General features: G+C 42.0%; 15 protein-coding genes. 11 read left to right on the top strand and 4 right to left on the bottom strand.

All coding sequences use genetic code 11. The features are described from left to right. Positions 1-20 precede the first annotated feature (20 nt). Positions 21-1,193: a cystathionine beta-lyase gene (metC, locus tag PSF09_RS05790; RefSeq protein WP_210838027.1), complete on the top strand. Its 1,173-nt coding sequence runs from the start codon at positions 21-23 to the stop codon at positions 1,191-1,193. Positions 1,194-1,287: 94 nt separating this feature from the next. Here metC and PSF09_RS05785 read toward each other — a convergent pair whose 3' ends face one another. Continuing rightward, positions 1,288-1,560 carry a helix-turn-helix domain-containing protein gene (locus PSF09_RS05785; RefSeq protein WP_004905930.1) on the bottom strand — a complete coding sequence of 91 codons (273 nt, stop codon included), beginning with the start codon at positions 1,558-1,560 and terminating at the stop codon, positions 1,288-1,290. 516 nt (positions 1,561-2,076) lie between these two features. On the opposite strand from PSF09_RS05785, the gene PSF09_RS05780 reads away from it, so the two are divergent. Together PSF09_RS05780 and PSF09_RS05775 are read left to right on the top strand one after the other, a co-directional pair. After that, positions 2,077-2,424, top strand: coding sequence for a DNA-binding protein (locus PSF09_RS05780; RefSeq protein ID WP_210835678.1), 348 nt, complete (start codon positions 2,077-2,079; stop codon positions 2,422-2,424). A gap of 131 nt (positions 2,425-2,555) precedes the next feature. After that, the gene (locus tag PSF09_RS05775; RefSeq protein ID WP_102138218.1) at positions 2,556-2,918 is read left to right on the top strand and encodes a DNA-binding protein; all 363 of its coding nucleotides are present in this window, start codon (positions 2,556-2,558) and stop codon (positions 2,916-2,918) included. Positions 2,919-2,958: 40 nt separating this feature from the next. Here the strand turns inward: PSF09_RS05775 and ispB are convergent, their stop codons facing one another. Continuing rightward, positions 2,959-3,930, bottom strand: a complete 972-nt coding sequence (gene ispB / locus PSF09_RS05770) for an octaprenyl diphosphate synthase (protein WP_210835677.1) — start codon at positions 3,928-3,930, stop codon at positions 2,959-2,961. A gap of 334 nt (positions 3,931-4,264) precedes the next feature. Here ispB and rplU point away from each other — a divergent pair, with 334 nt between their 5' ends. The 3 genes from rplU (at position 4,265) to cgtA (ending at position 6,191) form a co-directional block, all read left to right on the top strand. Next, positions 4,265-4,573, top strand: coding sequence for a 50S ribosomal protein L21 (gene rplU, locus PSF09_RS05765; RefSeq protein ID WP_004905925.1), 309 nt, complete (start codon positions 4,265-4,267; stop codon positions 4,571-4,573). A 19-nt stretch (positions 4,574-4,592) separates the two neighbouring features. Beyond that, positions 4,593-4,850: a 50S ribosomal protein L27 gene (gene rpmA / locus PSF09_RS05760; protein ID WP_004905922.1), complete on the top strand. Its 258-nt coding sequence runs from the start codon at positions 4,593-4,595 to the stop codon at positions 4,848-4,850. 165 nt (positions 4,851-5,015) lie between these two features. After that, entirely contained in the window at positions 5,016-6,191 is a 1,176-nt protein-coding gene (cgtA, locus tag PSF09_RS05755) for an Obg family GTPase CgtA (protein ID WP_004907460.1), read from the top strand. Positions 6,192-6,250: 59 nt separating this feature from the next. Here the strand turns inward: cgtA and dacB are convergent, their stop codons facing one another. Then, on the bottom strand, positions 6,251-7,699 hold the full coding sequence (dacB, locus tag PSF09_RS05750) for a serine-type D-Ala-D-Ala carboxypeptidase (RefSeq protein WP_210835676.1): 1,449 nt from the start codon (positions 7,697-7,699) through the stop codon (positions 6,251-6,253). Positions 7,700-7,945: 246 nt separating this feature from the next. Between dacB and greA the strand changes: the two genes are divergently transcribed. Continuing rightward, positions 7,946-8,422, top strand: coding sequence for a transcription elongation factor GreA (gene greA / locus PSF09_RS05745; protein ID WP_004907463.1), 477 nt, complete (start codon positions 7,946-7,948; stop codon positions 8,420-8,422). A gap of 118 nt (positions 8,423-8,540) precedes the next feature. Here greA and yhbY read toward each other — a convergent pair whose 3' ends face one another. Beyond that, positions 8,541-8,834, bottom strand: coding sequence for a ribosome assembly RNA-binding protein YhbY (gene yhbY, locus PSF09_RS05740; RefSeq protein WP_004905914.1), 294 nt, complete (start codon positions 8,832-8,834; stop codon positions 8,541-8,543). Between the two features lie 135 nt (positions 8,835-8,969). On the opposite strand from yhbY, the gene rlmE reads away from it, so the two are divergent. The 4 genes from rlmE (at position 8,970) to glmM (ending at position 13,902) form a co-directional block, all read left to right on the top strand. Further along, positions 8,970-9,599 carry a 23S rRNA (uridine(2552)-2'-O)-methyltransferase RlmE gene (rlmE, locus tag PSF09_RS05735; RefSeq protein ID WP_004905912.1) on the top strand — a complete coding sequence of 210 codons (630 nt, stop codon included), beginning with the start codon at positions 8,970-8,972 and terminating at the stop codon, positions 9,597-9,599. A 48-nt stretch (positions 9,600-9,647) separates the two neighbouring features. Then, complete coding sequence (ftsH, locus tag PSF09_RS05730) at positions 9,648-11,657, top strand: ATP-dependent zinc metalloprotease FtsH (RefSeq protein ID WP_004907466.1); 2,010 nt, start codon at positions 9,648-9,650, stop codon at positions 11,655-11,657. 66 nt (positions 11,658-11,723) lie between these two features. Next, the gene (folP, locus tag PSF09_RS05725; RefSeq protein ID WP_004907467.1) at positions 11,724-12,560 is read left to right on the top strand and encodes a dihydropteroate synthase; all 837 of its coding nucleotides are present in this window, start codon (positions 11,724-11,726) and stop codon (positions 12,558-12,560) included. A 4-nt stretch (positions 12,561-12,564) separates the two neighbouring features. Then, complete coding sequence (gene glmM / locus PSF09_RS05720; protein ID WP_004907470.1) at positions 12,565-13,902, top strand: phosphoglucosamine mutase; 1,338 nt, start codon at positions 12,565-12,567, stop codon at positions 13,900-13,902. Positions 13,903-14,052: the final 150 nt, after the last annotated feature.

Here is a 14,052-nt window from a genome sequence, read left to right as displayed (position 1 = left end):
AATGTTGTTGAGAGGATCTCATGAAGAAAAAAGCGGTATCTGAATTTCATGTTGATACACAAGTCACCCAGCTAGGGAGAGACCCCGCTAAGCAAGCTGGGTTTGTAAATGCCCCCGTTTATCGTGGCTCGACGGTCGTATTTCCAACGGTTGACGCTTTAATTAATGATAGGGCGGAATTTAATTATGGCACAGCGGGCACGCCAACAATTAAGCAATTGGAGCAAGCTTGGTCCGTTCTTGCTGGAGCTGAAGGTACAGTGCTTTCGCCGTCTGGTTTAGGCGCGATTGTGTTGGCATTGCTGACAACATTGAAAACAGGTGATCATTTATTAATGCCTGATAGTGTTTATCGGCCAACACGTAAATTTTGCCATGGTCTGTTGGATAAAATGGGGATCATCACGACCTATTATGATCCGATGATTGGGGCGGACATTGAAAAACTGGTAACGCCAAATACCAGCACAATTTTTTTAGAATCCCCTGGTTCTCAAAGTTTCGAAATTCAGGATGTTCCTGCAATTGTTGAGGTTGCAAAACGCCATAATATTGCGACGATTATTGATAATACGTGGGCGACACCTTTATTTTTTAAAGCTCATGAACTGGGTTGTGATATCTCGCTGGAGGCGGGGACCAAATACTTAGGTGGCCATTCTGATTTGCTTATGGGAATTGTCTCAGCAAACCAAGCGTGGTGGCCGAAATTACGTGAAACTTATGATTATATGGCCATGCTGCCGGGAGCAGAGGACTGTTTTCTTGCGTTGCGTGGTTTGCGAACCTTACCTATTCGCTTAAAAGAAGCGCAAGAAAGAGCTTTAAATATTGCACATTGGCTACAAGAACGCACTGAAGTGATTCGTATTTTACACCCTGCATTTGCGGATTGCCCTGGCCATGAAATTTGGAAGCGGGATTTTACTGGTTCATCGGGGCTATTTTCCATTGTACTTGACCCTAAATATACCCAAACAGATATTGCAAGAATGCTGGATGGCTTATCAATTTTTGGTATGGGGTATTCATGGGGAGGGTTTGAAAGCTTAATTATTCCATTTAATTGTGCTGAATATCGAACTGTGACTAATTGGAATCCTGGAGGGCCGACATTGCGCTTGCAGATTGGCTTAGAAAATTTAGATGATTTAAAACAAGACCTTGCTGATGGTTTCGCGCGAATGAAATAAACAAAGCCGTTTTTTATTGATTTGCCATCAAAAGATAACGCCGTGAATAAATTAATTTATTATTCACGGCCTTATAATTTAGTTCATTCAGTTTTTAATCTTCCGCTGGTGTTTTTACTCTAACTTTTCTTTCTAATAAATCCCCTGTAATTGGATCGTAATAACGACTCGGCCAAATTTCAGCAGGGTGGATCGCTAAGAAATTTGCAATGATCCATTCCCCTTTAGGCCAAGGACGTGATAGTGCATTTGCTAACGTTGAAGAGCTTAACCCTGCCTCGCGTGAAATTGCGGCAAGTGTAGTTCCACGTTTACGTAAAGCTGCGATGATATCTGCAGGGTGCCAGTCCGACTTCCGTAAAATCATTTTTTAGTCCTTTTTTCACTTAGAATCATGTAGAGTTAGTGGTACGAGTAACCGAAAATTATGATACATTCAGTACATCCGTTTAGTTATTGGAAATAAAATAACAGAAATTTCCCAAAATAATTTCTGATTTTTTCTTAAAAATTCATTTTATGAAACTGTCGTGGTTTTTATGAAATTAAATAGAAAGTCAGAATGAATAACTGTGAATTAGGATAAAACTTTGACGTTAAAACTAACTCTTTCTAGTTAGGGACAAGAATGGCATATTTAATGCTACTTTTTACTTGTACGAGTAATATATCTAGATTAGTTAATAAAATTAGTTAAATTATTAGCAAGTGAATTATTTAATTATCTGTTATTAAAAGAAATTAGAACGCTAATAACAAATATAATTTGTATATTATTATTTATAGGTATAAATAAAACGAATGAGTCAATGAGGTTTTGAGAAAATATAGATAGTTTTCAACAACTGAAAATTAAATTGTCATCATGACTAGGAGGGTCAGTATGTACAAGGAATGGCTAACGGCAAAAGAGTTGGTTGGGTTACAGGGGCTTCCCATGACAACTCAAGGTATTAATGCAATGGCAAGGCGTGAAAACTGGTTAAGCCGTAAAAGGCGGGGTATTCAAGGCAAAGCATTGGAATACCATATTAGTTCTTTACCTATCGATATTTTTGAAGGTCAGTTTGCTAACGAAACTTCACCACCTTATCAAGTAAAACGAAATGATAATGCCTTTATTTGGCAGGAAGCTTATAACCAGCTTTCCAATGATGAAAGAGACATTGTCCTGACATTTATTATGCGCGAAGGGGCATTAGCGCTAATTAATTTAATTAATAATAAATAATTTACAATTGCTTAAGGTGTAAATAATTAATATATAAAAATAATATTATATTGAATTTAAAAATTTTTTTAACTGATGACATTTTAGCAAAGCTGCAACAGCGGATTTCATAATATAAGCGTGAAGTGAAAATGAAAAAATTGTGGTTCACTGCCAAAGAATTAGCAGGGTTAGAAGGGCTCCCTACATCACCCCAGGGAATTAACCTAATGGCAAGACGAGAAGGCTGGAAAAACCGCCGTAAAAGGGGGGTACAGGGTAAGGCAGTTGAGTATTACTTTGAAAGCTTACCGGGGGAAATCCAAGGGCAGCTCAGCCTGCATGAGCCTTCGGTAACTTATCAAAGCCAAAGAACCGATGCATTGCAAATCTGGTCGGAAGCGTATTACCAACTGACTGAGTCTGAGCGCAATAAAATAGTGAAATACATCCTGCGTTATGGCCTGTCATCACTGCTTGCTCAAATTGATGAAGAAGATAAAGGGGAAAAATAACGTTTCCCCTTTTCTTGACCCGCTTTATCTTTTTTAGTGACTAAGAATGGCGTTGGATTGCGATATAAGCTAAGCCGATCAATGCATCTTTATAAATTGAATCTTCAATGACATTTAAGGCATCAATCGCTTTTTGTGCTTCTTCTTGGGCTCTTTCATAAGTATATTCAAGAGAACCACAGCGTTTCATGGTTGCAAGAACAGTATCTAACAAATGGCGTCCATTACCTTGTTCAATGGCTTGGCGGATCAATGCTGATTCTTCTTCGTTACCATTTTGCATCGCGTGAAGTAGGGGAAGTGTAGGCTTACCTTCATCTAAGTCATCACCCGTGTTTTTTCCCAGTTGAGCGTTGTCTGCATCATAATCGAGGAGATCATCAATTAACTGGAAAGCAGTACCAATATAACGACCATAATCTTGTAGTGCTTTTTCTTGCACTGGTGTTGCATCGGCTAAAATCGCCGATGCATGAGCCGCTGCTTCAAACAGACGTGCGGTTTTACTGTAGATCACTTGCATGTAGTTTTCTTCAGTAATGTTGGGATCGTTGCAGTTCATCAACTGTAAAACTTCGCCTTCAGCGATCACATTCGTCGCTTCAGACATCAGCTTTAGTACCCGCATTGAGTCGAGATCCGTCATCATCTGGAATGATCGAGTGTAAATAAAATCACCGACTAAGACACTCGCTGCATTACCAAAAACAGCATTTGCAGTTTGCTTTCCTCGACGCATATCAGACTCATCAACGACGTCATCATGCAGCAGTGTTGCTGTATGAATGAACTCGATCAATGCAGCGACCTGGGTATGCTTATGACCCGAATAGCCTAAGGATCGACCTGCAAGTATAGCGATCATTGGGCGGATCCTTTTACCACCACCACTGACTATGTAATAACCAAGCTGGTTAATTAGTGCAACATCTGAATTCAATTGACTGAGGATGGCTTCGTTTACCGCTGACATATCCTCAGTTGTCAGTTCAATAATAGATTCTAAATTCATCGTAATTTATTCATATTATTAGTTTTTGGTTCATTCCCGAAATAAAAAAATGGGAGACCGATAGAACAGTTATCCTTCTAGCATAACATTATTAATTATAAGATTATCAGGTGTGATGCAAAAAATGTTTAAATAAGTAACAATTGAGTGAATAGGGACGAAATCAATGCTCAAAAACGGTTATTGAGAAAAAAGTCGTATTTTTTGTCATCTAACCGCATTATTGGCTTGTGTTCTGCTGCTTTTTTGCGTAGAATTCGCGCCCTATTGTGAATATTTTATAGCGTACTCTGGAATTGAAATATTTAGCGGGTACGCGGAAAGCGGAGTTAATATGTACGCGGTTTTCCAAAGTGGTGGTAAACAACACCGAGTTAGCGAAGGTCAAACTGTCCGCCTAGAAAAGCTGGACATCGCAACAGGTGAAACTGTTGAATTTGATCAAGTTCTGATGGTTGCTAATGGCGATGAGATCCAAATCGGCGCTCCTGTCGTTGAAGGCGTTAAAGTGAAAGCGGAAGTGGTTGCACACGGTCGTGGCGAAAAAGTTAAAATCGTCAAATTCCGTCGTCGTAAACATAGCCGTAAACAACAGGGTCATCGTCAGTGGTTCACTGATGTTAAGATCACTGTCATCGCTTAAGATTTAGGAGAGCAGATTAATGGCACACAAAAAGGCTGGTGGTTCGACTCGTAACGGTCGTGACTCAGAAGCAAAACGTTTAGGTGTTAAACGTTTTGGTGGTGAAGCTGTATTAGCAGGTAGCATCATCGTTCGTCAACGTGGTACTAAGTTCCACGCAGGTAACAACGTAGGTTGTGGCCGTGACCACACTCTGTTCGCATTAGCGGACGGTAAAGTTAAATTTGAAGTTAAAGGTCCAAACAATCGTAAATTTATCAGCATCGAAGCTGAATAAGTTTTCTGACCTTTAATTCAGAATTAAAGCCCTGCAAAAACCTTTTGCGGGGCTTTTTATATTCAGATATTTGATCTTTAATGAACTACACACGTATTAAAGATACACCATCTCTGAGTAGAACAGCCATCCAGCGTTATGCGGCTCAGAAGCGGAGAAAGAATTATGAAATTTGTAGATGAAGCCAAAATATTGGTCGTGGCAGGAGATGGTGGCAATGGTTGTGTCAGCTTCCGCCGTGAAAAATACATCCCTAAAGGGGGACCGGACGGTGGTGACGGTGGCGATGGTGGGGACGTTTACTTACAAGCAGACGAAAACCTCAACACGCTAATCGACTATCGTTTTGAAAAATCATTTCGTGCAGAACGTGGCCAAAATGGCCAAAGCCGTGAATGTACAGGTAAACGTGGTCAAGACATCACTGTAAAAGTACCTGTAGGAACGCGTGTACGCGATTTAGGGACCAACGAAGTACTTTGTGATATGACTCGTCATGATCAACGTCATATGGTCGCTAAAGGCGGTTTCCATGGGCTTGGGAATACCCGTTTTAAATCTTCAGTAAATCGTGCTCCACGTCAACGTACTATGGGGACTAAAGGTGAAACCCGCGAAATACTGTTAGAATTGATGCTGTTAGCAGATGTGGGCATGCTTGGTATGCCAAATGCAGGTAAATCAACATTTATCCGTTCTGTATCAGCAGCAAAACCAAAAGTCGCTGATTATCCATTTACCACTTTGGTCCCAAGCTTGGGTGTCGTGCGTATGGATAACGAGCAAAGTTTTGTGGTTGCGGATATTCCAGGGTTGATCGAAGGCGCAGCAGAAGGTGCAGGTCTTGGGATCCAATTCCTGAAACACTTAGAGCGTTGTCGTGTCTTACTTCACTTGATTGACATTTGCCCTATTGATGAGTCTGATCCTGTCGAAAATGCGAAGATCATCATTAGTGAGTTAGAAAAATACAGTGAAAAACTGGCAGCAAAACCACGTTGGTTAGTTTTCAATAAGATTGATATCTTAGGTGAAGAAGAATCTGCACAGCGTGCAGCAGAAATTGCCAAAGCGATGGGCTGGGAAGATAAATTCTACATGATTTCAGCGGTTAACCACGAAGGTGTGAAAGCACTGTGTTGGGATATCATGGAATTTATGAATACTCAACCACGTGATATGGCCACGACTGAAGATGCACAGCAACCTGAAAAAGTTGAATTCATGTGGGATGATTACCATAAAGAGCAACTGTCTGGTACTGAAGATTTTGATGACGACTGGGATGACGATTGGGATGAAGATGACGACGAAGGTGTCGAAATCATTTATCAAAAATAGTTTATCTTAGAAATATAAAAGGCGCGAAAGCGCCTTTTTAATATCTAAATCACGTATGATCAGTTTTTCTGATACAGATCTTTATACAAACGGCTTTCAAACCGTACTAATGGTACTCGACGAGTACGTTGCTGGTTTTGTGGTACCGCATAAGCAGAGATAAACTGTACAAAAGCAACACGCTGGCCACTGGCGGTTGTGATAAAACCTGCGAGGTTATAGACCCCTTGTAATGCCCCCGTTTTGGCGGAAACTTTACCATTTACACCAGCCTCATCAAAGCCGCCACGATAACGCAATGTACCATCATGGCCTGCAAGTGGAAGCATGGAGATAAAATCGAGTTGTTGATCGTTTTTTGCGATAAATTGCAAGACCTCCATCATTGTTGCAGGGGTGATCAAATTGTGGCGAGACAGTCCTGAACCATCAACCATCACAGTATTGCCAAGATCGATCCCCGCTTTTTGCTTCAGTACTTGTCTTACCGCATCGGATCCTGAACGCCAAGTACCTGGGACACCATAATATTCTCGACCGATAGTACGAAAAACAGTGTCTGCTATCATATTATCGGATTTTTTTAGCATGACTTTTAGCAAATCATGTAGCGGCTTAGATTCAGTTTTGACTAACACTTGTGATTGAGGCGCTGGGAATGTGCGCTTTTTCACATGGCCGGTGAGCTCAATACCCGCAGTGATTAACTCATTTTTGACAATCGCCCCTGAGTAACTCGCTCCGTTTTGTACCGCAAAGGCAAGTGGTAAGGGCTCGCTGCGTTGGGTTAAACAACCTGTCAGGGTATAGCGATTCAGTTCACCAGGAACAACATCAAGTTCGCAATAGCGCGCTTCAGGGGAGCCTTTAGCTAATGTTTTGACTTCGCTGAACATATTGACAGGGTAAAAACTAGCCGCCTTAATGAAGGCATAGTCACCTGCTTTTTCAGCAGGATAAAGAGAAACTGAAAAACAGTTGCGGTCAATGATAGCCGCTGCAGGTGGCGCACTAAAACATTGGGTCATATCATTCCAAACCCAACCAGGTGCTTTGTCATGGCTAGTAAAAGCAGAAATATCAACGACGAGATCGCCATCAACTTTATGGATCCCAAGCTGCTTTAACGCATTAGCCATATTACGAATTTGTTGACGAGTTAGTGTTGGATCACCACTGAAGCGGATCACTAAATCGCCAGTCAATGTGTTGTTGCTAAGTTTTGCATCAGTTTCAAAATTGGTGACAAAACGGTAATCTGGCCCCAGTTGTAATAGGGCAGCAAGAGCGGTCACAACCTTTTGTGTACTTGCAGGTAATGCCATTTGCTGTGCATTATAATCAATTAATGGGGTGCTACTTCCCACTTTTTGCGCGACCAGAGCAAGGTTAGTGCCATCAGGTAAATATTGTTTGTATTCATCAATCGGAATCGCAAAAACTTGCGTACTGGCTAAGGTAATTCCTAAAGAGATGATCCATTTTCTGGTTAAAGTTAATAATGACATATATTTCACGCATTAGGGTGGACATATAATACATACTAAAGTGTAATGCCCAAGAAAGTAAACGGTGACCCGTTATTAAGTCTCAGTTAAAATAGCGTACATTATGATAAGATAAATGAGTACATAAGTCTGATTGCGTTTTTTTACTAGAACACCCCCCGGTTTTACGTAGGTGTTCGGTGTACTGTTGTTACAAAATCAGGAAGATACTTGTTTTTAGATAGGATTGAACCGAGGTATTTATTAATGAAACAGATCCCGATGACGGTACTTGGTGCGGATAAGCTAAGAGAAGAGCTTGAATTCCTTAAATCTGTCCGTCGCCCAGAAATTATTGCATCTATTGCAGAAGCGCGTGAGCACGGTGACTTAAAAGAAAATGCAGAATATCATGCAGCACGTGAGCAACAAGGTTTCTGTGAGGGCCGTATTCAAGAAATCGAAGGTAAGCTTTCTCACGCTCAAGTAATCGATGTAACTAAAATGGTCAATAATGGTCGCGTTATCTTTGGCGCAACTGTGACTGTACTGAATGTTGATACCGATGAAGAGCTAACGTATCGTATCGTTGGTGATGACGAAGCAGATATTAAGATCAATCTGATTTCTGTTAACTCCCCGATAGCACGTGGTTTAGTGGGTAAAGAAGTTGATGATGTGGTCTCAATTAAAACCCCAGGTGGCGATGTTGAGTTCGAAATTCTTAAAGTTGAGTATATCTGATTCCTATTTCCCTGAATTGGTTATATTATTTCCCTGATTTAAAGAAAAAGGCCGCAGGCGGCCTTTTTCATCATATAAAACATGCTTTCAATGGCATTTTTATATAAATGATGGGAAATTATTTAGGTAAAATGATTTTGCGGTCTGCCGAAGGACGGTAGATAACAAGAATTTTACCGATGATTTGTACATTTACTGCACCAGTTTCGCGAACAATCGCATCAGCGATCAAATTTTTAGTATCACGGTCTTCGCCTGCGATCTTGACTTTGATAAGCTCATGATGCGCTAATGAGAGTTCAATCTCAGCCAAAACACCTTCGGTTAAACCATTGTTGCCGATCATAACAACAGGGTTTAAATGGTGAGCGAGACTTTTTAGGTGCTGAATTTGTTTTTTATTAAGATTCATTGATTTTTTGCTTGGTTAGTATTGAAAATGGCTTATTCTACCGCCATCTGATATCTATCACCATCAATTATATCTTTTTGATGGTAAAGAAGCAGCAAGTTAGGTGAAGTTCTTTTAGTATAGTTGGAAAGCACAATGGCCAATAAAAAACGTTCGGCAAGCTCAAGTCGCTGGTTGCAAGAGCATTTTAGTGATAAATATGTTCAGCAAGCACAAAAAAAAGGGCTACGCTCACGTGCATGGTTTAAGCTGGAAGAAATCCAGCAAGGTGATAAAATTTTTAAACCAGGTATGACCGTTGTTGATTTAGGAGCAGCCCCTGGTGGTTGGTCGCAATACGTTGTTAGCCAAATAGGTCATAATGGGCGGGTTATTGCTTGTGACTTATTGCCGATGGACCCAATCGTTGGCGTTGATTTCCTGCAAGGGGATTTTCGCGATGAAGCCGTTCTCGCCGCTTTGTTAGAACGCGTTGGCGACAAAAAAGTACAGGTGGTCATGTCTGACATGGCGCCAAATATGAGTGGGACACCAGCGGTTGATATTCCTCGCTCTATGTATCTAGTTGAATTAGCATTGGATATGTGCCGTGCTGTATTGGCGCCTGGGGGGAGTTTCATTGTTAAAGTGTTTCAGGGAGAAGGCTTTGACGATTACCTTAGGGATATCCGCTCCCTGTTTACGAAAGTAAAAGTTCGTAAACCCGAATCTTCGCGGGCACGGTCACGTGAAGTATACATTGTAGCGACAGGGCTAAAACTATAGTACCCTGAGCGTTATTTGTTAACACAGTTGTAATATGAGGTTAATCCCTTGAGTGACATGGCGAAAAACCTGATTCTCTGGTTAGTCATCGCAGTTGTTCTGATGTCCTTGTTCCAGAGTTTTGGCCCAAGCGATTCGAATAGTCGCAGAGTTGATTATTCTACGTTTATCAATGAGTTAGCCCAGGATCAGGTACGTGAAGTTCGTATCACCGGTCGTGAACTGAACGTCAGAAAGGCTGATAATAGCCGCTATACAACTTATCTTCCTATGCAGGATGAGAAGCTGTTAGACACTTTGCTGAATAAGCATGTGACGGTTGTTGGTGAACCACCAGAAGAACCTAGCTTACTGACATCTATTTTTATTTCCTGGTTCCCAATGCTTCTGTTGATTGGTGTCTGGATTTTCTTCATGCGCCAGATGCAAGGCGGTGGCGGCAAGGGGGCGATGTCATTTGGCAAAAGTAAAGCCCGCATGCTGACAGAAGATCAGATCAAAACAACATTTGCAGACGTTGCTGGGTGTGATGAAGCCAAAGAAGAAGTGGGCGAAATCGTAGAATTTCTGCGTGAACCTGCTCGTTTCCAAAAACTTGGCGGTAAAATTCCAAAAGGCGTCCTGATGGTAGGGCCTCCAGGAACGGGTAAAACATTACTGGCAAAAGCTATCGCAGGTGAAGCAAAAGTTCCATTCTTCACCATTTCCGGTTCAGACTTCGTGGAAATGTTTGTGGGTGTGGGGGCTTCTCGTGTTCGTGATATGTTCGAACAAGCGAAAAAAGCAGCTCCTTGTATCATCTTTATCGATGAGATTGACGCAGTAGGTCGTCAACGTGGTGCAGGTCTTGGTGGTGGTCACGATGAGCGTGAGCAAACACTGAACCAAATGCTGGTTGAAATGGACGGTTTCGAAGGTAATGAGGGTATCATTGTTATCGCAGCAACTAACCGTGCTGACGTACTTGACCCTGCTTTATTACGTCCAGGTCGTTTTGACCGTCAGGTAGTCGTTGGCTTACCAGACGTTCGTGGCCGTGAACAAATTCTGAAAGTACATATGCGTCGTGTTCCTATCGACCCAAGCGTAGATACTTTCATTCTTGCTCGTGCAACACCTGGCTTCTCGGGTGCTGAATTGGCAAACTTGGTTAACGAAGCCGCGTTGTTTGCCGCACGTGCAAACATGCGTGTCGTTTCCATGGTTGAATTCGAAAAAGCGCGTGACAAAATTTGGATGGGTGCAGAGCGTCGTTCTCTGATGATGACCGAAGAGCAAAAAGAATCAACGGCTTACCATGAAGGTGGTCATATGATTATCGGTCATTTAATGCCAGAGCATGACCCTGTTCACAAAGTCACAATTGTTCCACGTGGTCAAGCACTGGGTGTGGCCTTCTTCTTACCGGAAGGTGATGAAGTTAGCCGTAGTCGCTTGAAACTCGAAGGTATGATTGCGACAGCCTATGCGGGGCGTATTGCTGAAGAACTGATTTACGGTCGCGATAAAGTAACGACGGGAGCATCTTCAGATATTCAGTTTGCAACTAATACGGCACGTAACATGGTAACGCAATGGGGCTTCTCAGACCGTTTAGGCCCAATGCAATACTCGAAAGAAGAAGGTCCAGCGTTCTTAGGTCGTTCTTCAGGTAATGGTTCTGGAATTTCTGATGAAACAGCACGTATTGTTGATGAAGAAATTAAGAAAATTTTAGACCACTGTTACCAACTGGCTTACAAAACACTGGAAGACAATATCGATATTCTACATGCAACGAAAGATGCATTACTGAAATATGAAACTATCGATATGCCAATGATTGATGATTTAATGAATCGTCGTCCAGTTCGTGAACCAGCGGGTTGGGATGAAGATAAAAAAGTCAGTAATGTGACGGGAACATTTGGTAAAGGTGCGGCAAATGTAGCAAAAACAGCCGAAAAACCTCAATCTGAAGAACCTAATAACAGTGCTGAAGAACCAAGTAATACCGATAATAGTAATAATACTGATGAATCAAAACCATCAGATAATAACGACAGCAAACCACAATAAGCGGTCGTGAAATAAAATACTAAGACCCCAGTTCGCTGGGGTTTTTTTCGTTAAGGAAAAATAACAATGCAAATCAAAGCGAGAGGCAGTGTTCTTGACTTATCCACACCAAAGGTGATGGGGATTTTGAATGTCACTCCTGATTCATTTTCAGATGGTGGCACTCATAATCGTTATCATGATGCGCTTGAGCATGTGGCAAAAATGGTTCAACACGGCGCGGCTATCATTGATATTGGTGGCGAATCGACCCGTCCTGGCGCCGCTGAAGTCTCTGTGAATGAGGAACTTGACCGAGTTATTCCCATTGTTGAAGCGATAGCACAGCGTTTTGATGTGTGGATTTCAGTTGATACTTCGAAAGCGAAAGTCATGGCCGAAGCTGCAAACGCAGGCATGCATATTATCAATGACATTCGTTCGCTCCATGAGCCAGGTGCATTAGAAGTTGCTGCGAAAACAGGTTTACCCGTTTGCATTATGCATATGCAAGGCCAGCCAAGAACGATGCAAGAAGCACCAAATTATGAAAACGTGGTGCGTGAAGTAAAAGACTATCTTGACGCTGAAATCACTCGATGCGTGACTGCAGGGATAGAGAGACAGCAAATTATCCTTGATCCAGGCTTTGGTTTTGGTAAGAACTTGTCGCATAATTACCAGTTATTGGCAAACTTAGAGCAATTTCATAATTTCGGACTACCGCTATTGGCAGGGATGTCACGTAAATCTATGATTGGACAATTATTAAATGTTCCACCACAAGAACGTCTCGCAGGCAGCCTAACTTGCGCAGTGATTGCTGCGATGCAAGGAGCACACATCATTCGAGTTCATGATGTCAAAGAAACCGTGCAAGCGATGCAAGTGGTACAGATGACTCTGTCAGAAAAGGAAAAATAAGCGTATGAGCGACCGTAAATATTTTGGTACTGATGGTATTCGTGGCAAAGTGGGCGATAGCCCAATTACCCCTGATTTTGTTTTAAAATTAGGTTGGGCGGCAGGAAAAGTTCTCGCACGTCATGGTTCTCGTAAAATTATTATTGGTAAAGATACGCGTATTTCTGGTTATATGTTGGAATCCTCGCTAGAAGCTGGCTTAGCTGCTGCAGGTTTATCTGCATCTTTCACTGGCCCAATGCCAACCCCTGCGGTCGCTTATTTAACACGTACTTTCCGCGCAGAAGCGGGGATTGTCATTTCAGCATCTCATAACCCATATTATGACAATGGGATTAAATTCTTCTCAATTGATGGAACCAAATTGCCTGATGAAGTCGAAGAAGCTATTGAAGCTGAAATGGAAAAGCCGATCACATGCGTTGAATCAGCAGAATTAGGTCGTGCAAACCGTATTGTCGATGCTGCGGGCCGTTATATTGAATTTTGTAAAGGTACGTTCCCGAACGAACAAAGCCTAGCAAGTTTAAAAATAGTGATTGACTGTGCTAACGGGGCGACTTATCACATCGCACCAAATGTGTTTCGTGAATTAGGGGCTGAGGTTATCACTATCGGTTGTGATCCTAATGGGATCAACATCAATGAAGAATGTGGTGCAACGGATGTGCGTCAATTGCAACAAAAAGTACTGGAAGAAAAAGCGCACGTTGGCTTGGCATTTGATGGTGATGGCGACCGCATTATCATGGTTGACCACCTCGGTGAAAAAGTCGATGGTGACCAAATCCTCTTTATTATTGCTCGTGAAGCACTACGTCAAGGCCAGCTAAAAGGCGGCGTAGTCGGAACACTAATGAGTAATATGGGATTAGAAATCGCTCTGAAACAGCTAGGAATTCCTTTTGAGCGTGCAAAAGTGGGCGACCGCTATGTCCTCGAAAAATTACAGGAAAAAGGTTGGCGCATGGGGGCTGAAAACTCAGGCCACGTGATTTTATTGGATAAAACGACTACTGGTGACGGGATTGTTGCAGGCTTGCAGGTATTAAGTGCTATGGTACGTAACCATATGAGCTTACATGACTTATGCAGTGGTATGAAATTATTACCTCAAGTGTTAGTCAATGTCCGTTTCAAAGGCCAACACGATCCACTACAAAGTGATGCGGTGGTTGCAGCGAACGAAGAAGTTGAAAAACAATTGGCAGGAAAAGGCCGTGTATTACTGAGAAAATCAGGAACAGAGCCGTTAATCCGTGTCATGGTTGAAGGTGAAAATGAAGCTGATGTGACTGCAATGGCAAACTATATTGCGGATGCTGTAAAAGCAGCGGGCTAAGTTATTATGGGTGAAGCTGAGCGATATTTTGATGATTTGTTGTTTTTTTCTGCAAATAATCAAATGGAATCAAAATAGACTTGCTTGTCGGCTCAGCTTTGGTTAGTATTCGCACCTGCTCAATCCCGTAAGAGTATTCTTTCACGGTCG

This window comes from Providencia sp. PROV141, from assembly GCF_028481645.1.
GTDB classification, from domain to species: Bacteria; Pseudomonadota; Gammaproteobacteria; order Enterobacterales; family Enterobacteriaceae; genus Providencia; species Providencia rettgeri.
The sequence above is the reverse complement of the archived record's forward strand: the minus strand, read 5'-3'. Positions and strand labels throughout refer to the sequence as shown.